Annotated in this window: 16 protein-coding genes; 9 read left to right on the top strand and 7 right to left on the bottom strand. The window is 75.1% G+C overall.

Going from position 1 to position 16,580, the window contains the following annotated elements:
• From IN07_RS10860 to IN07_RS10850, 3 genes are all read right to left on the bottom strand, one after another.
• Positions 1 to 1,605, bottom strand: a 1,605-nt coding sequence (locus IN07_RS10860; protein WP_064972401.1) for a DEAD/DEAH box helicase, incomplete at its 3' end; no start/stop codon positions are given.
• A gap of 256 nt (positions 1,606 to 1,861) precedes the next feature.
• Positions 1,862 to 2,413, bottom strand: coding sequence for a DUF421 domain-containing protein (locus IN07_RS10855; RefSeq protein ID WP_081975334.1), 552 nt, complete (start codon positions 2,411 to 2,413; stop codon positions 1,862 to 1,864).
• 37 nt (positions 2,414 to 2,450) lie between these two features.
• Positions 2,451 to 3,989, bottom strand: a complete 1,539-nt coding sequence (locus IN07_RS10850) for an aldehyde dehydrogenase family protein (RefSeq protein ID WP_081975333.1) — start codon at positions 3,987 to 3,989, stop codon at positions 2,451 to 2,453.
• A gap of 282 nt (positions 3,990 to 4,271) precedes the next feature.
• On the opposite strand from IN07_RS10850, the gene IN07_RS10845 reads away from it, so the two are divergent.
• Positions 4,272 to 4,541: a GlsB/YeaQ/YmgE family stress response membrane protein gene (locus IN07_RS10845; RefSeq protein ID WP_036335797.1), complete on the top strand. Its 270-nt coding sequence runs from the start codon at positions 4,272 to 4,274 to the stop codon at positions 4,539 to 4,541.
• A gap of 107 nt (positions 4,542 to 4,648) precedes the next feature.
• Entirely contained in the window at positions 4,649 to 7,618 is a 2,970-nt protein-coding gene (locus tag IN07_RS10840; RefSeq protein ID WP_036335796.1) for a sacsin N-terminal ATP-binding-like domain-containing protein, read from the top strand.
• A gap of 107 nt (positions 7,619 to 7,725) precedes the next feature.
• Here the strand turns inward: IN07_RS10840 and IN07_RS25200 are convergent, their stop codons facing one another.
• Entirely contained in the window at positions 7,726 to 7,992 is a 267-nt protein-coding gene (locus tag IN07_RS25200) for a hypothetical protein (protein ID WP_036335795.1), read from the bottom strand.
• Positions 7,993 to 8,214: 222 nt separating this feature from the next.
• Positions 8,215 to 8,553: a hypothetical protein gene (locus tag IN07_RS10830; RefSeq protein ID WP_036335794.1), complete on the bottom strand. Its 339-nt coding sequence runs from the start codon at positions 8,551 to 8,553 to the stop codon at positions 8,215 to 8,217.
• A 101-nt stretch (positions 8,554 to 8,654) separates the two neighbouring features.
• Between IN07_RS10830 and IN07_RS10825 the strand changes: the two genes are divergently transcribed.
• The 3 genes from IN07_RS10825 (at position 8,655) to IN07_RS10815 (ending at position 10,733) form a co-directional block, all read left to right on the top strand.
• Positions 8,655 to 9,776 (top strand): 5-methyltetrahydropteroyltriglutamate--homocysteine S-methyltransferase, encoded by a 1,122-nt coding sequence (locus tag IN07_RS10825; RefSeq protein WP_036335793.1) that lies wholly within the window; start codon positions 8,655 to 8,657, stop codon positions 9,774 to 9,776.
• Between the two features lie 192 nt (positions 9,777 to 9,968).
• Positions 9,969 to 10,316: an STAS domain-containing protein gene (locus tag IN07_RS10820; protein WP_052091132.1), complete on the top strand. Its 348-nt coding sequence runs from the start codon at positions 9,969 to 9,971 to the stop codon at positions 10,314 to 10,316.
• Between the two features lie 21 nt (positions 10,317 to 10,337).
• Positions 10,338 to 10,733, top strand: a complete 396-nt coding sequence (locus IN07_RS10815) for a GNAT family N-acetyltransferase (RefSeq protein ID WP_036335792.1) — start codon at positions 10,338 to 10,340, stop codon at positions 10,731 to 10,733.
• 34 nt (positions 10,734 to 10,767) lie between these two features.
• Here the strand turns inward: IN07_RS10815 and IN07_RS10810 are convergent, their stop codons facing one another.
• Both IN07_RS10810 and IN07_RS10805 read right to left on the bottom strand, forming a co-directional pair.
• The gene (locus IN07_RS10810; protein WP_036335791.1) at positions 10,768 to 11,631 is read right to left on the bottom strand and encodes a DUF1206 domain-containing protein; all 864 of its coding nucleotides are present in this window, start codon (positions 11,629 to 11,631) and stop codon (positions 10,768 to 10,770) included.
• 37 nt (positions 11,632 to 11,668) lie between these two features.
• Positions 11,669 to 12,505 (bottom strand): DUF1206 domain-containing protein, encoded by an 837-nt coding sequence (locus IN07_RS10805; protein ID WP_036335790.1) that lies wholly within the window; start codon positions 12,503 to 12,505, stop codon positions 11,669 to 11,671.
• 157 nt (positions 12,506 to 12,662) lie between these two features.
• Between IN07_RS10805 and IN07_RS23975 the strand changes: the two genes are divergently transcribed.
• From IN07_RS23975 to IN07_RS10780, 4 genes are all read left to right on the top strand, one after another.
• Complete coding sequence (locus IN07_RS23975) at positions 12,663 to 13,304, top strand: hypothetical protein (protein ID WP_052091131.1); 642 nt, start codon at positions 12,663 to 12,665, stop codon at positions 13,302 to 13,304.
• 358 nt (positions 13,305 to 13,662) lie between these two features.
• Positions 13,663 to 14,376, top strand: coding sequence for a hypothetical protein (locus IN07_RS10790; RefSeq protein WP_052091130.1), 714 nt, complete (start codon positions 13,663 to 13,665; stop codon positions 14,374 to 14,376).
• Positions 14,377 to 14,478: 102 nt separating this feature from the next.
• Positions 14,479 to 15,738, top strand: coding sequence for a cytochrome P450 (locus IN07_RS10785; RefSeq protein ID WP_231558131.1), 1,260 nt, complete (start codon positions 14,479 to 14,481; stop codon positions 15,736 to 15,738).
• Between the two features lie 50 nt (positions 15,739 to 15,788).
• Positions 15,789 to 16,580, top strand: coding sequence for an alpha/beta fold hydrolase (locus IN07_RS10780; protein WP_036335787.1), 792 nt, complete (start codon positions 15,789 to 15,791; stop codon positions 16,578 to 16,580).

The raw sequence follows: 16,580 nt of genomic DNA, 5'->3' as shown, positions 1-16,580 counted from the left end.
CGGGCCGGCCGAACGGGTCTGCCCGCCGCGTCCGCCACCGGACGACGCCGCCGGTGCCGCGCCGCCACCGCCACCGGAGCGCCGACGACGGCCGCCGTTGCCGCCTCCGCCGGTGCCCTGCGGCTGCGGGGCCGGTGCGGGGGCGGGCTCGACGTACGGTGCGGCCGGGCCGGTCAGCGCGGTGATCTCCCGGGCGCCGGGCTTGATCGCCGACACGTCGGGGGTGATCCCGGCCTGGCGGGCCAGGGTGCGGACCTCGCCGGCCTGGTCGGGGGTGGCGATGGTGACCACGATGCCGCCGGCGCCGGCGCGGGCGGTGCGGCCCGAGCGGTGCAGGTAGGCCTTGTGCTCCGAGGGCGGGTCGACGTGCACGACCAGCGCGACGTCGTCGACGTGGATGCCGCGGGCCGCGATGTCGGTCGCACACAGCACCCGGGTGTCGCCGTTGCTGAACGCCTCGAGGTTGCGCTCGCGGGCGTTCTGGCTGAGGTTGCCGTGCAGGTCGACGGCGGGCACCCCGGCGGCGGTCAGCTGCTTGGCCAGCTTCTTGGCCTGGTGCTTGGTGCGGGTGAACAGCACGCTGCGGCCCAGCCCGGCGGCGAGCTCCTGCACGATCTGGCCCTTGTCGGCGGCGTCGACCCGGAACACGTGGTGGGTCATCGTCGAGACCGGCGCCACGGCCGGGTCGACCGAGTGCGTGGTCGGCCGGTCCAGGTAGCGCTTGACCAGCACGTCGACGCCGTTGTCCAGGGTGGCGGAGAAGAGCAGCCGCTGGCCGATCTTGGGGGTGCGGTCCAGCAGGCGCTTGACGCCGGGCAGGAAGCCCAGGTCGGCCATGTGGTCGGCCTCGTCGAGGATGGTGATCTCCACGGCGCCGAGGTCGCAGTGACCCTGGCCGATGAGGTCCTCCAGCCGGCCGGGGCAGGCGATGAGCACGTCGACCCCGCCGGCGAGCGCCTGCACCTGCGGGTTCTGCCCGACACCACCGAAGACGACGGTCGACCGCATGCCCAGCGCGCGGGCCAGTGGGTCGACCACGGCGGCGACCTGGTTGGCCAGCTCGCGGGTCGGCACCAGGATCAGCGCGCGCGGCCGCTTGGGCTGGCGCTTGGTGGTGGAGGAGGCGAGCCGGGCGACCAGCGGGATGCTGAAGGCCAGCGTCTTGCCCGAGCCGGTGCGCCCGCGACCGAGCACGTCCCGGCCGGCCAGGGTGTCCGGCAGCGTGGCGACCTGGATCGGGAACGGCGCGGTGATGCCGCTGGCGGTGAGCACCTCGACGAGCGGGGCGGGCACGCCGAGCTCGGCGAAGGTGGTGTCGGTGGGCAGCACGGTGGGGACGTCGCCGGTCGGCACGACCGGGGCGGCCGGCACGTGCTCGTCGGCGCGGGGGGCGGTCGGCTGGCCCTCCGGACGGGGACCGGCGCCACGGCCACGGCCGCCACGACGGCGGCGGTTGCCCTCCGCGCTGCCCTCGGCCGGCGGCGCGGCGGGGGCGCGGAAGGCCGGGGAGCTGGTGCTCGACGCGGGGGCGGCGGACGGACGGGTCGCGCGACGGCGCGGGCGGTCAGCGCTGTCGTTCTGGGCAGGGGGGAAGGAGTTGGTCATCTGGGGGTCCTCAACACTCCGGTGGCCACCGTTCGTCCACCGCGGGCGGGGCCACCGCAGGGGGCCGCATCGCTGGTCCGGGTCGGACGTCGGGTCGCCGGCGCGCCTCGGTGGCGCAGCCTCGCGCCGACGTCGAGTCCACCTGCTCTCGGATGAGCGGGGGGCGGCGCCGGTGTCCCTCACTCTGCCAGACCCGGCCGGTCACCGGGCGCAGGCGGGGGAGGGACTGGTCACATCGGGGTGTCCGGCTCCCCGGTCACTGCCCGGTCGGGTCGGTGGAGGTGTCGGCTCGCTGCGAGGGTGAGCTGAGCACCGAGATGCCCCCCTTGGACTCGAAGACCGCGAGATGGACCTCGCTGACGTCCGAGATCCCCTGCTGGCGGAGCAGGGCGGCGAGGTCCACGTCGAGCAGGCCCGCGCGGCGGAGCTTGTGCCGGTCCACCTCGCCGTCCCGGATGAGCACGTGCACCCGGGGGTCGATCGCGCGGTGCACCCCGGGCAGGAACCGCAGCCGGCTGACCGCTGTGTGCACGACCGCCAGGGCCAGCAGGGCGAGCGCCCCGGTCAGCCAGGGCGTCTGCGAGGAGGTGGCGGTGCGTCCGACGATGGCGCCGATCGCCACGGCCACGATGAAGTCGTAGGGGGTCATCTGACCGACGGTGCGGCGTTCGCTGAACCGGAGGACCAGGAGCGCGGTCAGGAAGAGGAGCACGGCCTTGAGAGCGGCGTACCCGGCGGCAGCGGGGTCGCCGAGGAGGACGTCGGAGAGGGGCATGCCCTGGCCATGCCCCCGGTCGAGCCCGGCCATGTCCGGATGTGACCTGCTCGCCACGGCCGGGCGCTCCTCAGCGGTGCCGGCCGTGCACCAGGCCCATCACCCGGGCGAGCACGTCGGCGGCGCTCGCCGGCCGGCCGAAGCTCATCAGGTCCACCGGCAGCCCGACCCGCTGCCGGGTGATCGCCTTGGCCCGGGCGAACTCGCGCAGCCCGTCCTCGCCGTGGATCCGGCCGAACCCGCTCTCCCCGACCCCGCCGAACGGCAGCGCCGGCACCGAGGCGAAGGTGAGGACCGAGTTGATCGAGGTCATCCCGCTGCGCATCCGGCGGGCCAGGTCCATCGCCCGGTCCGTCGACCCGCTGAACACCGAGCCGCCCAGCCCCATCGTGGAGTCGTTGGCCCGGCGCAGGCCCTCCTCGGCGTCGGCCACCTCGGCGATGGTCAGGGTCGGGCCGAAGGTCTCCTCCCGGACGGCGGCGGAGCTCTCCGGCACGTCGAGCAGCACGGTGGGGGCGACGAACCCGCCCTCGACGGTCGCACCGGTCACCGCCCGTCCGCCGGCGGCCACCGCGTCGTCCAGGTGCCGGCGGACGACATCCGTCTGGCTCGCCATGGTCATCGGGCCGTAGGCCGCCGCGTCGTCCGAACCCGGCCGCAGCGCGGCCGTCCGGCGGGTGACCTCGGCGACGAACCGGTCGTAGACGGCGCTGGTGGCGTAGACCCGCTCGATCCCGATGCAGGTCTGCCCGGCGTTGCTCATCGCCCCCCACACCGCGGCGTCGGCGGCGGCGCTCACGTCGGCGTCGTCGTCGACGATCATCGCGTCCTTGCCGCCGCACTCCATGAGCACGGGTGTGAGGGTCTCGGCGCAGGCGGCCATCACCTTTCGGCCGGTGGCGGCCGACCCGGTGAAGGCGAGCTTGTCGACCCCGGCCCGGCAGAGGGCGGCACCCGTCTCCCCGAACCCGGTGACCAGCTGGAGGACGTCGGCGACGTCGGGGACCGCGGCGTGCCAGGCATCGACCAGCCAGGCGCCGACCGCGGGGGTGAACTCGCTGGGCTTGAAGACGACGGCGTTGCCGGCGGCCAGCGCGTAGGCGATCGAGCCCATCGGGGTGAAGACGGGGTAGTTCCACGGTCCGATCACGCCGACGACCCCCAGCGGCTGGTACTCGAGGTACGCCGCGTGGTTGGCCGCCAGCATCCCGGCCTTGACCCGACGGGGGCCGAGGGTCTTCTCCGCGTGCCCGGCGGCCCAGGCCAGGTGGTCCACGGCGAGGGTGATCTCCAGGATCGCGTCGGCGCGCGGCTTGCCGTTCTCCCGGTGCACGAGGTCGGCCAGCTCGTGCACCCGTCGGGCGAGGTGACCGCGGTAGGCCGCCAGCCGGAGCTCGCGTTCGGCGGAGCCGAGCGCGGCCCATCTCTCGGCGGCCGGGTGCGCCCGGGCGACGGTCTCCCGGACGGCGTCGGCGTCGTGGACCGGGAACACCTGGACGACGCCGCCGGTGGCGGGGTCCGTCGACTCGAAGGTCTCGGTCGTGTCGTGGCGGGCCACGGTCCCGGCGGTGCTGCCCGGGACACTGGCCGACTCCTCGCTGAGCGGCATGTGAGCCAGGTTACTGGCCGGTATGCCGTGCCGAGCGGTGCGGTGACAGGCGAGTGGCTGAGGTCACGAAGCGTGAGGTGGGTCGCTGGCGCAGGGGAGAGAGGCCTGGTCAGGCCGTGATCGTGAGCGATCCGGTGGACCACGACGCGGCTCACCATCACTCAATGTGATGAACCTAGATCATCACGGCGTTTGACCAGGGCCTCTTCCGGGGACATCACCAACCGCTTACTGGAGACGCCAGGACGCACGACGGTCCGCCGTCGACACGAGGAGGCACACGTGATCTGGAACATCATCGTACTGATCGTCATCGGCGCCATCGCCGGGTTCATCGCCCGCGCCGTCATCCCTGGCAAGCAGGACCTCGGCATCGGTCTGACGATCGTGCTCGGCATCGTCGGCTCGCTGGTCGGCAACCTGCTCGGCAGTCTCCTCACCGGCGACGGCTTCGAGATCGGCACCGCCGGCATCATCGGCTCGATCATCGGCGCGATCATCGTGCTCGGGATCTACGTCATGACCACGGGGCGCAAGAACATCTCCCGCTGACGGGAGCCCGAACTCCCTGACAGACGTCGAGGGCCCGGCCGCACTGGCCGGGCCCTCGACGTCTGTCCGGGCACCTCCCCGACGCGTTCCTCCGGCATGCTGCCCGGGTGCCCACCCCCGCCGAACTGCGCCGTCGGGTGCTGGCTGCCTGGACCGACTCCCCGGCCCGGTTCCGGGAGGACGCCAACGCCGAGGAGGACCTGGTCCGCGGCGGCTACCGCGACCGGCTCCTCGTGGAGCTCGCCCAGAACGCCGCCGACGCGGCGAGCCGGGCCGGGGTCCGGGGGCACCTCCGGCTCGACCTGACCGACGGCGTCCTGCGGGCCGCCAACACCGGGGCGGCGCTGGACGACGACGGCGTCCAGGCGCTGGCGACCCTGCGGGCGTCGGCCAAGCGGGACACCGGCGACACCGTCGGCCGCTTCGGCGTCGGCTTCGCGGCCGTGCTCGCGGTGACCGACGAGCCGGCCGTCGTCTCCACCGACCGCTCCGTGCGGTTCAGCGCCGCCGACACCCGCACGGCGATCGCCGCCGTCCCCGCCCTCGGGCCCGAGCTGGCCCGCCGGGGCGGTGCCGTCCCGGTGCTGCGTCTGCCGTTCGAGACCGACGGCCGGCCCGCGGCCGGGTTCGCCACCGAGGTCGTGCTGCCGCTGCGGCCGGACGCCGTCGCCGCAGTGCGGACGTCGTTGCAGTCACTGCAGCCAGAGGTGCTGCTGGCGCTGCCCGCGCTGAGCCGCGTCGACGTGGTGCTCGACGGCCGGGTCCGCACCTCCACCCGCGAGGACGACGGCACACGGGTCCGGCTGGCCGGCGGGGGCACGGTGAGGACCTGGCAGCTGGTGCAGCGCACCGGTGAGCTGCCGGCGGCGCTGTTCACCGACCGGCCCGTCGAGGAGCGCGAGCGCCGCCGGTACGCCGTCACCTGGGCCGTCCCGGTCGACGACGACGGGGTGCCGCTCCCGTTGACCGGCCGGCAGGTGCTGCACGCGCCGACCCCCAGCGACGAGCCGCTGTCGCTGCCGGCCCGGCTGATCGCCCCCTTCCCCCTGGGCCCGGACCGGCGGCACGTGGCCCCCGGTCCGGTGACCGACGCGCTCGTCGAGGTGGCGGCCGACGGCTACGCCGACCTGCTCGCCACGCTGCCCGCCGACCCGGTGCTGCTGCAGTTGGTGCCGGCCGTCGGGCTGGCGGCTGCCGACCTGGACGCCGCGGTGTGCCGGGCGGTGCTCGACCGGGTCACCGCGACCTCGTGGCTGCCGGCCGCCGACCCGGAGGAGCCGCCGCTGCGCCCGGACCGGGCCGTGGCGCTGGACGACCCGACCGACGACCGGGTCGCCGCCCTGGTCGGCGTGCTCCCCGGCCTGCTGCCCGCCGGCTGGTCCCGGCGTACCGACGCCCGGGTGCTGGCCGCCCTCGGCGTGCGGCGCGCCGGGTGGGCCGACGTGGTCGAGGCGGTGCGCGGGGTGCGGCGGCCAGGGGAGTGGTGGGCCCGGCTCTACGGCGCGCTGGACGGCGCTGACCGGGACGAGCTGGCCGCCCTCCCGGTGCCGCTGGCCGACGGGCGGACGGCGCAGACCCCGGCCGGTGTGCTGCTCGCCGACGAGTCGCTGCCCGCTGCGCGGCTGGCTCCGCTCGGACTGCGGATCGCCGACCCCGCCGTGGCGGCCGGTCCGGCCCGGCGGGTGCTGGAGCGGCTGGGTGCGCGGCCGGCGACCGCAGCCGCGGTGCTCGCTGACCCCGACGTGCGCGCGGCGGTGGAGAGCTCGCTGGACCGGGCCGACGGCGGTGAGGACGTCGAGCCGCTGGCCGTCGCCGTCCTCACCCTCGTCGCCGCGGCGGCGCCGGCCCCCGGGGAGCTGCCGTGGCTGGCGGAGCTGGCGCTGCCCGACGACGACGGCGGCTGGACGCCCGCCGGGGAGCTGGTGCGCCCGGGGTCGCCGCTGGCCGACGTGCTCGCGCCCGGCGCGCTCGGCGCGCTCGACCCGGAGTTCGCCCGCGGCCAGGACGTCGATGCACTGCTCGCGGTGGGCGTGCTGGACACCTTCGCCCTGCTGACCGCCGAGGACCCCGACGACCTGGACGTCGACCGGGTCGAGGAGTGGGTGGACGCCGTGCTGGACCGACTGCCGGCCGATGCGCCGCCGCCGGAGTGGCCGGTGCTCACCGCGGTGCGCGACCTGGAGCTGGTGCGTGACTGGGAGTCCGCGCTGCCGCTCCTCGCCGCCCTGCCGCCGGCCGCCCGGGCCGACCTCGACCTCGGCGGCACCGTCGTCCCCGGCTATCTGCGCTGGTGGCTGCGCACCTCGCCGGTCCTCGACGGAGTGCGGCCGGCCCGGCTCCGCGCTCCGGGCGCTCCCGAGTTACAGGGACTGTACGAACTGGTCGGCGACCTCCCCGACGCCGTGCTCGCCCTGCTCGGCGTCCCGGCCACGGTGGCCGACGTGCTGGCCGACGTCGACGACGCGATCGACCTGCTCGACCGGCTCGGGGACCCGGCGCGCACGGTCTCCCCGGCGGTGTTGCGCACGGTGTACGCCCAGCTCGCCGGCGCGCTGGACGGCGTGGACGTCGACCCGCCGGCGGGAGTCCGGACCGCTCCGGCCCAGGTCAGCGACGCGGCGGTCGTGCTGGACGCCCCGTGGTTACAGCCACTGGTCTCATCGGCCGTGGTGCCCGCCGGTGGCCGCCCCGACGCGGTCGCCGACCTGCTGGACGTGCCGCTGGCCAGCGAGCAGGTCGCCGCCCGGGTGACCAGTCGCCCGGCCCGGACCGTCGGCTGGGCGGAGGTGCCCGGTGCCGGGTTGGCCGCCGCCCGGTTGGGGTTGACCGCGCTGACCGGGTCGGTCGCCGTGCACCCGACGCTGACCGGGACCGGTGGGGTCGAGGTGGCCTGGTGGCCCGGTGCCGACGTCGACGCGGTGGACGGGACGCCGGCCGCCCTGGGCCGGGCGCTGGCCTGGCGGGCCGGCGCCTGGCCGCTGCGGCAGGCGCTGGCCGAGGCGTTCGCCCACCCGCACCGCGCCACCGAGCTCGCTGCCGAGGACGCCGTCGCGCCCCCACCGGACCCCTCTCAGTAGTAGCGCGGGATGGCCTGCGCGCCGGGTGCGTGGCCGTGCCGGCTGTCCGGGCGCGGACCGTGCCCGGTCGCCCGGCCCCCGGCGCGCGGTGCCCGCTGGTGGGCCAGTCACGCCTCGTGCAGGGAGAGCCAGTGCGCGGCCGTGAGGTCCGCGGCTCGCGAGGTCGGCGACAGGCCCTCGGCGTGCAGCCAGCGGACCCCGGCGGTGCCGGGCAGCAGGCCGCGCAGCACCGCGCCGAGCGCGGGCTGCCGGCTGGCGCCGGGTGCGGCGAGCACCGCGTGCGTCAGCCGGTCGAAGCCGTCGTGGGCGTCGTCGGCGAGTTGGCCGCGGGCCGCGCCGGCCGGGCCGTCGAGGGCAGGGGTGGGTCGTGACATGGAGGACCTCCGGGAGGGCAGCGGGCAGCCCGCGACATCGGCGCGGGCACGCCGGGAACGGGGGAGGAGCGGTCGCAGCCGGTCGCTGGACCGGCGGACGGCGGGGCTGCGTGACAGCGCCCGCGGATCAGCTCAGGAGGTGCGCAGCCGCAGCCGCAGCGAGGTGTCGCCCATGTCGAGGACGGTAGGGACGTCGTCCGGGGCCGTCCAGCCCTTTTCGGCTCAGGAGGCCGGGCGGTCGTCTGCGGTCTCGGCCCGGGCCGTCCGGTCCTGGGCGGCGCGCGCCTTGGCGGCCTGCCGCGCCTGGTGGGCGGCGTAGCGGGCGGCGTCCTTCTCCCGGCGGGGGGCGTTCTTCTCCCACTTGACCTTGCGCCGTCGGGCGCGGGCGACCTCGCGCGCCTCGAAGTCCGGGTGCTGCGACCAGGTGCTGGACAGCTGGACGACGACGACCGCCGCGCCACCGAAGATCAGCACGACGGCACCCAGGATCGCGTCGGTGCCGAAGGCCAGCACGGTGAGGGCCACCCAGACGGTGCCGGCGACGACGGTCCGCTTCGACATGCGGGCCAGTATCCGCCTGTCGGCTGTGCGCCCGGCGCGGCCTCACCGATCCGGTGCCGTCCGGAGAGGCCGGGGTCCGGTGGACCGAGCATGCTGAGGACATGTCCGACCGATCCGGCCCACCGTTCCGTGCCGACCACGTCGGCAGCCTGCTCCGCCCTCCGGCGCTGCTCGACGCCCGGGAGCGGTTCGCCGCCGGGGCGATCGACGCCGCCGAGCTGCGCGGGGTCGAGGACGAGGCGATCGCCGACGTGGTCCGCATGCAGGCCGACGTCGGCCTGTCGACCGCCACCGACGGCGAGTTCCGCCGGGCGTCCTGGCACATGGACTTCATCTACGCGATCAACGGCATCAGCAAGGTCCGCGAGAACATCGAGGTCCACTTCAGGAACGCCGACGGCACGATCGACTTCACCCCGGCCGGCCTGCGGGTGGACGGGCCGCTGTCGATCGACGAACCGATCTTCGGCTCCGACCTGGCCTTCCTGCAGTCGCAGGTGCAGCCGGGGCAGACGGCGAAGCTGACCATCCCGTCGCCGTCGATGGTCCACTACCGGGGCGGTGCTGCGGCGATCGACCCGGCCGTCTACCCCGACGAGGACGGCTTCTGGGACGCCCTGTCGGCCGCCTACCGCCAGCAGGTGCAGGCGGTCGCGGCCCAGGGGTGCACCTACCTCCAGCTCGACGACACCAGCCTCGCCTACCTCAACGACCCGGCGCAGCGTGCGGAGCTCGCCGACCAGGGGCGCGACGCCGAACACCAGCACGAGCGGTACATCCGGCAGATCAACGCAGCCCTCGCCGGTCGGCCCGACGGCCTCACCGTCACCACGCACATGTGCCGCGGCAACTTCCGGTCCTCCTGGGTCGCCGAGGGCGGGTACGACTTCGTCGCCGAGGCGCTGTTCGGCGGGCTGGAGGTGGACGGCTTCTTCCTGGAGTACGACGACGCACGCTCCGGTGGCTTCGAGCCGCTGCGGTTCGTGCCGCCGGGCAAGCGCGTCGTCCTGGGCCTGGTCACCAGCAAGCGGCCGGAGCTGGAGCGCAAGGACGACCTCAAGCGCCGGATCGACGAGGCAGCGCGGCACGTGCCGCTGGAGCAGTTGGCGCTCTCGCCGCAGTGCGGCTTCTCCTCGACCGTGGAGGGGAACGCGCTGACCCGCGACGAGCAGATGGCCAAGCTGGCCCTGGTGGTGGAGACGGCGCAGGAGGTCTGGGGCTGACACGCCCGGTCCGTTGGACCGCTCCCTCGGCGTGGCGCCGCGCGCCACGCCGAGGGCCCCTTGTGCCCAACCGACCTGTTCCCTAGCGTTCGCGGTGCGGTTCAACCACCAGCCGCGACCGAGTGCACGTTGCTCGGCGCACGAGACCGGTCGGCGACGCCGCCGGTCACGCGAGCTAAGCCGGAGGTCCGCATGACCGCACTCAACGTCGACGTCGACCCCACCCGCATCGACGTACACGCCGCCACCTCGTCGGCCGGCTGCACCGTCTCCGTCAGCGGTGAGGTCGACTCCGCCACCGCCCCGGGGCTGCGCGGCTGCCTCCTCGAGGTCCTCGCCCGCCCGGGCACCACGACCGTGGAGGTGGACCTGCGCGGGGTCACCTTCCTCGACTCCGCCGGGCTCTCCGCCCTGGCGACGGCACACCGGTCGGCTCTGGCCAGTGGCCGCGATCTGCGGATGCGGTGCGGCACGACGCGCGCCGTCGCCCGGCCGTTGCGGATCACCGGCCTGTGGGACGTCTTCACCATCATCGACTGACCGGCGCAGGGCACGGCGCCGATGACCGAGTACACGTGGCGCGGTCCGTTCGCCGACGCCGACGTCAACGTGCTGCACGCCGAGGGCTTCGGGCACCCGGTGCTCGCCGACGCCTGGGGCGCCCAGCTGGAGCGGCACAGCCTCGGCTGGGTCACCGCCGTGCAGAGCGGCGAACTGGTCGGCTTCGTCAACGTCGCCTGGGACGGCGGGGTGCACGCCTTCCTGCTGGACACGATGGTGCGGGCCGACCGGCGCCGGACCGGGATCGGCCGGGCGCTGGTCGAGACGGCGGTGGCCGGGGCGCAGGCGTCGGGCTGCGAGTGGCTGCACGTCGACTTCGACGACCACCTGCGCGGCTTCTACCTGGACGAGTGCGGCTTCACCCCGACCGGCGCCGGCCTGGTCCGACTCCGCTGACCACCAAAATGGCCATTTTGGTGGTCAGGACGGGTCAGGTCGCGGGGTCGCGGTCGGGGTAGCGGGCCCGGACCAGTGCGTACACGCCGAACGCCATGAAGCCGACGGCGACCGCGGTGAGCAGCCACCGCCCGGTGGGGACGCCGCCGATCGCGTTCATCGCGCCGTCCAGGCCGGTCGCCGTCGACACGTCCCGGGTCGCCGCCGCGTACACCAGCAGACCGCCGGAGACGGTGAAGGCGATGCCCTTCGCCACGTAGCCGAAGGAGCCCAGCCGCTCGATCAGCGGTTCCCATCGGTCGGGGGCCGAGTCGAGGTCGACGTCCCTCATGAACTTCCCGGTCACCCCGCGGACGAGCACGTACAGGCCGACCGCGGCGACGCCGAGCCCGACGGCGACCACCAGCGTCGATCCGCCGGGGATCTCCAGTGCGTCGTCGGCCATCGCCTGGAACCGCTCGTCGGCCTGGTAGCCGGCGCCGACGGCGAAGAACAGGGCGGTGAGCCCCAGCACCGCGTACACGACGGCCTTCGCCGCGCACTTGGTGCAGACGACGCCGGTGCGCAACCGGCGTGCGGGGTGCAGCAGCCCGGTCCACCAGCGCAGCACCTCACCGGCCTGCCACAGCGCCAGGGCGAACAGGCCCAGCCCGATGCCCCAGAGCAGCACCTGGCCGCCGGGGGACTCGGAGACCGCCTGCAGCGCCCCGGTCTGGTCGGCGTCCTCGGTGCCGGGCTGCACGAACCAGGCGATCCGGAACGTCAGCCAGCCGATGAGCAGGTGCAGCACGCCGTACGCGACGAGCCCGACCCGGGCGAGGTGCTCGAGGACCGGGTGGTCGGTGACCTCCCGGGCCCGGGCGACCGCGTCGTGCACCCGCTGCGGGACGACGTTCACCACGGTGATCCTGCCCGAGGAGCCCGACCCGCGCCGGTCAGGTGCGCTCGGGGAACCGGGCGCGGAAGAGGCAGAAGACGCCGAACGCGGCGATGCCGAGGGCGACCAGGGTGAGGAGGGCCTGACCGAACGGCGCCGACAGGATGGTCTGCATCGCGTCGTCGAGCCCGCCGGCCTTGTCGGAGTCGAAGGTGATCGCTGCCCAGCCGAGGAGGCCACCGACGACCGCCAGGGCGACCCCCTTCGCCGGGTAGCCCACCTGGCCGAGCCGCTCGATCAGCCGGCGCTGGGTCGCCGAGGCCTCCGCGGTCTCGATCTCCTTGAGGAACCGCTTGGTGACGCCCTTGTGCACCAGGTAGGCACCCACCCCGAGCAGCGCGAGGGCCGCAGCTCCGACGAGGTAGCGGCCACCGGGCCAGCCGAGGACCCCGGCGACCGTCTGCTCCTCCTGCCCCGAGCTGGACTGCCCGCCACCGGTGGCGAACCGGATCGCGGTGTAGGCCAGCACCAGGTAGATGACGGTCTTGGCGATCGCCTTGGCGATCGTGGCGAGCGCGTCCTTGCGCGCATCGCCGGAGGCCTGCAGGCCGGCCCGGTGACGCAGCACCTCGGCCAGCTGCCAGACGGCCAGCGCGAGCAGGCCCAGGGCCAGCACCCACAGCAGCAGCTTGCCGAACGGCTGTGCGGCCAGGGTGGCCATCGCGCCCGACTGGTCGGCCGAGCCGCCACCGCCGCCCCAGGCCAGTTGCAGCGACAGCCAGGCCAGCAGCAGGTGGACGACGCCGTAGGCGATCAGCCCCACCCGCGCCAGGTTCTCCAGCGCGTCGCTGTTGCCTGCCCGGTCGGCGCTCGCCGCGGTTCCCGAGGTGCCCATGACCGTTCCTCCTGTGTCGCCGTGTGCTCGGCGATCGCCTGTCGCAAGCGGCGATCAGCGTGGCACAACACGCGGTCGACCGCCGGGGGAGCGCGTGCGGGACCGGGGGTGCCGGTCCGTACGGGACGGATCCCGGTCGGTGAGGGAGAATGGCGGCGTGACGAACGCCGTGACCGCCGGCCGGCAGGCCGGGAGCTCCCCGATCACCCCACCCACCCCGGAGCAGGCCCGGGCCACCTGGCCGCGGATGGCGGCGCTGGGCGGCGTCCTGCTCGCGCTCGCGGTCCTGGCGCTGACCTGGTCCGAGGTGGGTCCGCGGGTGCTGCTGGGCGCGGTCGGCCTGTTCGGCGTCGTCCAGGGCGTGCGGGTGCTGCGCCGTGCCCGCACCGGTGCCGTCGAGCGCGCGGCCGCGCTGGTCGGCGCGGGCGGCGTCTGGCTCGGGGCCCTCGCCATGGGCATGGCACTGCTGTCGGCGACGGCGACCGGCTGGCTGTTCGTCGCCGCCGGCGTCATCGCGCTGCCGGCCCTGGCCGTCGCCGCCACCGACCGGCGTCCGCTGGCCCTCGGTGGTGCCGTGCTGGTCGCGGCCGCCGCGGTGGCGATCGCCGTGCTCGGTGGGGTCGACGCCCTGCTGGCCACGGCGCGCGTCCTCGCCGCGGGGACGGTCGGGGCCCTCGGCCTGGCCAACCTGGCCGGGGCCGTCGGCATGGCGCGGGTCGCCCGCCGGCCGGCCCCGGCCCCGGCGGCCGGTTGCGGTGGCTGCGCCTGCGGTGCCGGCGGCTGCGGTTCGGCCGGCTGAGCACCCCCGTCCCGTCCCACCGCGGCGCGCCGTCCAGTCGTCTCGCGCCGGACACCTGCCCGTCACCGGAGCGACCTAGCGTCGATCCGGAGGTGGGCGGGAGACCCCTGACCCACCCGCAGGGGGAGGCCGGGGACACCGGCCGGGCGAGAGGAACGGGACATGCGCACGATCGAACGCACGCTCTGGACGTGCGAGAACTGCCGACGCAAGAACGCCAGCGCCCGGAAGCGCTGCGCCGACTGCGGCACCACCCGGCACTGATCGACACCACCCGCCGGCCGTGCGCAACGGGGCGCCGGCCCGGAGGGCCCCGAACCCAGGCGTGACCTGACCGCCGGCTGGTAATCCGCTGGGCATGCTGCCCGTCGTCGACATCGCCGGCCGAGCGGTCGCCGTCCCGCTCGCGGCGCTCGCCCGTGCCCGTGGTGCCAAACCCCTGCACCCACGAGGGCTGACCTTCTCCGCTCGGCTCGAGCGCTGGGGGCTGCCCCGGGAGACCGGGGTCCCCTGGTTGGACTCCACCGGCACCGACGACGTCCTGGTGCGGCTCTCCCGCGGCGCGGGCCTGCCCCGGCCGCTGCCGGACCTGCTCGGGTTCGCGCTGCGACTGCCGCGGGACCCCCCGGTGGACCTGCTGCTCTCCTCCACCGGCACCGGCCGGTGGAGCCGCCGGGTCCCGGTCCTGCGCCAGGACGCCGGCAGCAGCTACGGGTCGATCATGGCCTACGGCAGCGCGGCCGGCCCGGTGCGGCTGACCGCCGTCCCGCAGCGGTCGGGGATCCCCTCCGACCGTCCGGGGCTCACCGTCCACGGCCCCGGCCTGCAGATCACCCTCTGCGCGGCGATCGGCCGCGGCCCGGACGAGCCGTTCGCCCAGGTCACGCTGCTCCGGCCCACCGACCCGCCGGACCCGGCCGTGCACTTCGACGCCGTCCTGCACGCGCCGCCGGGGCTGGCCGCCGACGGGCCGATGGCCCGCTTCCGGCACCCGGCCTACGCCGCTGCGCGGGCCGCCAGGGGCGAGCCCCTGCCGGACGAGTCCCCGGCGACCTGGCGGGGCCGCGGCTGAGGTGCACGCGCTGCTGCGGTTGCTGGGCCACGACGACGGCGGCGCGCGAGGAGGGTGCTGAGCTCCGGTTTCCCCGACGGCCCGGTGGGAACGCCACAGGCCATGATCCGCATGCCCCGGCTGGACCAGTCGATCCAGATGTTGGCCAGGGGTTACGCCTGGCTGCCCGACCTGCGCCGCGCGGCCGGTCGGGACACCGTGCGCACCCGGCTGATGGTGCGCCCGACCCTCGGCCTCGTGGGGGCCGGTGGCGCTCGCTTCCTCTACGACGAGCGCAACGTGCGCCGCAGCGGTGCGTTGCCCGAGCCGGTCGTCAGCACGCTGTTCGGTCACGGGGCCGTGCACACCCTCGACGGCGAGCCCCACCGGGTGCGCAAGGCGATGTTCGTGGACCTGCTGATGGGCGAGGGGATCGGCGACCTGGTCGACCGGGTCACCACCGCCTGGGACGAGGCCGCGCAGCGCTGGGCGCAGCAGCCGCAGGTCGTGCTGATGGACGCAGCCGCCGAGGTGCTCACCCGCGGGGTCTGTGACTGGGCGGCGGTGCCGGTCAGCGAGGACGAGCTGCCGGCGCTGGCCCGCGACCTCACCACCCTGGTCGACGGCTTCGCCACTGGTGCCCCTCGGCACTGGCGTGCCCGCCGGGCGCGGCAGCGGCGCGAGGCGTGGCTGGCCGGGATCGTCGAGGAGGTGCGCAGCGGCCGGCGGAGCGTGCCCGCGGGCTCGGTGCTCGATGTCGTCGCCGGCCACCGCGACTCCGACGGGGAGCTGCTGGAGCCGCGGGTGGCCGCGGTCGAGGTGCTCAACGTGATCCGGCCGACCGTCGCCGTCTGCTGGTTCGTCGGCTTCACCGCGCACGCCCTGCACCACTGGCCGGCCATCCGGGAGCGGCTGCGCACCGGCGAGCCGGCGTTCGCCACGGCCGTGGCCCACGAGGTGCGCCGGTTCTACCCGTTCGCCCCGTTCATCGGTGGCCGGTCGCCGCGGGCGGTCGAGTGGGAGGGGGAGACGGTGCCAGCCGGGGCCATGGTGCTGCTGGACCTGTTCGGGCAGAACCACGATCCTGAGCTCTTCCCCGAGCCCTACGCATTCCGGCCCGAGCGGTTCCTGGACGGCGAGGGAGCCGGCGCCGCCGTCCGGCGGATCGGCCCGTGGGAGCTGGTCCCGCAGGGGGCCGGTGACCCGCGCACCGGGCACCGCTGCCCCGGCGAGGACATCACCGTCGCGCTGCTGTCGGCGCTCGCCGTCCGGCTGGCCCGGCTGACGTACACCCTGCCGCCCCAGGACCTGGAGATCTCACTCAGCCGCATCCCCGCACGGCCGGCGAGTGGGGTCGTGCTCACCGCGGTCCGGCCCGGCTGACCGGTGCGGAGGCTGGTACCGGAACAGCCCGGTCGCGTAGGTTCGTCCCCATGAGCGTCCGCACGCGGCACTACGTCCGTGTGAGCGGTCGACCAGGTGGCCGGCCGATGGTGTTCGCACACGGCTATGGCTGTGACCAGAACATGTGGCGGTTCATCACCCCCGACTTCGAGGTGGATCACCAGGTGGTCACCTTCGACCACGTGGGGTTCGGCCACTCCGACCTCTCGGCCTACGACCCGGTGAAGTACAACAGCCTGCACGGGTACGCCGCGGACGTCGTCGAGGTCATGCGCGACCTGGAGCTGACCGACGCGGTGTTCGTCGGGCACTCGGTCAGCGCCATGATCGGGGTGCTGGCCCACGCCCAGGCCCCCGAGCTGTTCGGGGCGCTGGTGATGGTCGGGCCCAGCGCCCGGTACGTCGACGACGGCGACTACGTCGGGGGCTTCTCCCGGGCCCAGATCAAGGACCTGCTGGACAACCTGGACGCCAACCACCTGGGTTGGTCCGCCGCGATCGCGCCGGTGATCATGGGCAACCCGGACCGGCCCGAGCTGGCCGCCGAGCTGACCAACAGCTTCTGCCGCACCGATCCCGACGTGGCGCGGCAGTTCGCCCGGGTCTCCTTCCTCTCCGACAACCGGGCCGACCTGCCCGGCGTCGACGTCCCCACCCTGGTGCTGCAGTGCTCGGAGGACGTGATCGCGCCCGAGACGGCCGGTCGGTACGTGCACGAGCACATCCCCGGCTCGACCTTCACCCAGCTGTCCGCGACCGGGCACTGCCCGCACCTGAGCGCACCGGAGGAGACCACGGCCGCCATCCGGGCCTGGACGTGA

Source organism: Modestobacter caceresii (assembly GCF_000761485.1).
Taxonomy (GTDB): domain Bacteria; phylum Actinomycetota; class Actinomycetes; order Mycobacteriales; family Geodermatophilaceae; genus Modestobacter; species Modestobacter caceresii.
The sequence above is the reverse complement of the archived record's forward strand: the minus strand, read 5'-3'. Positions and strand labels throughout refer to the sequence as shown.

What these genes read in the sequence shown, in the direction of transcription:
- IN07_RS10855 (WP_081975334.1), bottom strand. Translation starts at nt 2,413, where the DNA reads ATGGCCGGGCTCGACCGGGGGCATGGCCAGGGCATGCCCCTCTCCGAC.
- IN07_RS10850 (WP_081975333.1), bottom strand. Translation starts at nt 3,989, where the DNA reads ATGCCGCTCAGCGAGGAGTCGGCCAGTGTCCCGGGCAGCACCGCCGGG.
- IN07_RS25200 (WP_036335795.1), bottom strand. Translation starts at nt 7,992, where the DNA reads ATGTCACGACCCACCCCTGCCCTCGACGGCCCGGCCGGCGCGGCCCGC.
- IN07_RS10830 (WP_036335794.1), bottom strand. Translation starts at nt 8,553, where the DNA reads ATGTCGAAGCGGACCGTCGTCGCCGGCACCGTCTGGGTGGCCCTCACC.
- IN07_RS10825 (WP_036335793.1), top strand. Translation starts at nt 8,655, where the DNA reads ATGTCCGACCGATCCGGCCCACCGTTCCGTGCCGACCACGTCGGCAGC.
- IN07_RS10820 (WP_052091132.1), top strand. Translation starts at nt 9,969, where the DNA reads ATGACCGCACTCAACGTCGACGTCGACCCCACCCGCATCGACGTACAC.
- IN07_RS10815 (WP_036335792.1), top strand. Translation starts at nt 10,338, where the DNA reads ATGACCGAGTACACGTGGCGCGGTCCGTTCGCCGACGCCGACGTCAAC.
- IN07_RS10805 (WP_036335790.1), bottom strand. Translation starts at nt 12,505, where the DNA reads ATGGGCACCTCGGGAACCGCGGCGAGCGCCGACCGGGCAGGCAACAGC.
- IN07_RS10790 (WP_052091130.1), top strand. Translation starts at nt 13,663, where the DNA reads ATGCTGCCCGTCGTCGACATCGCCGGCCGAGCGGTCGCCGTCCCGCTC.
- IN07_RS10785 (WP_231558131.1), top strand. Translation starts at nt 14,479, where the DNA reads ATGATCCGCATGCCCCGGCTGGACCAGTCGATCCAGATGTTGGCCAGG.
- IN07_RS10780 (WP_036335787.1), top strand. Translation starts at nt 15,789, where the DNA reads ATGAGCGTCCGCACGCGGCACTACGTCCGTGTGAGCGGTCGACCAGGT.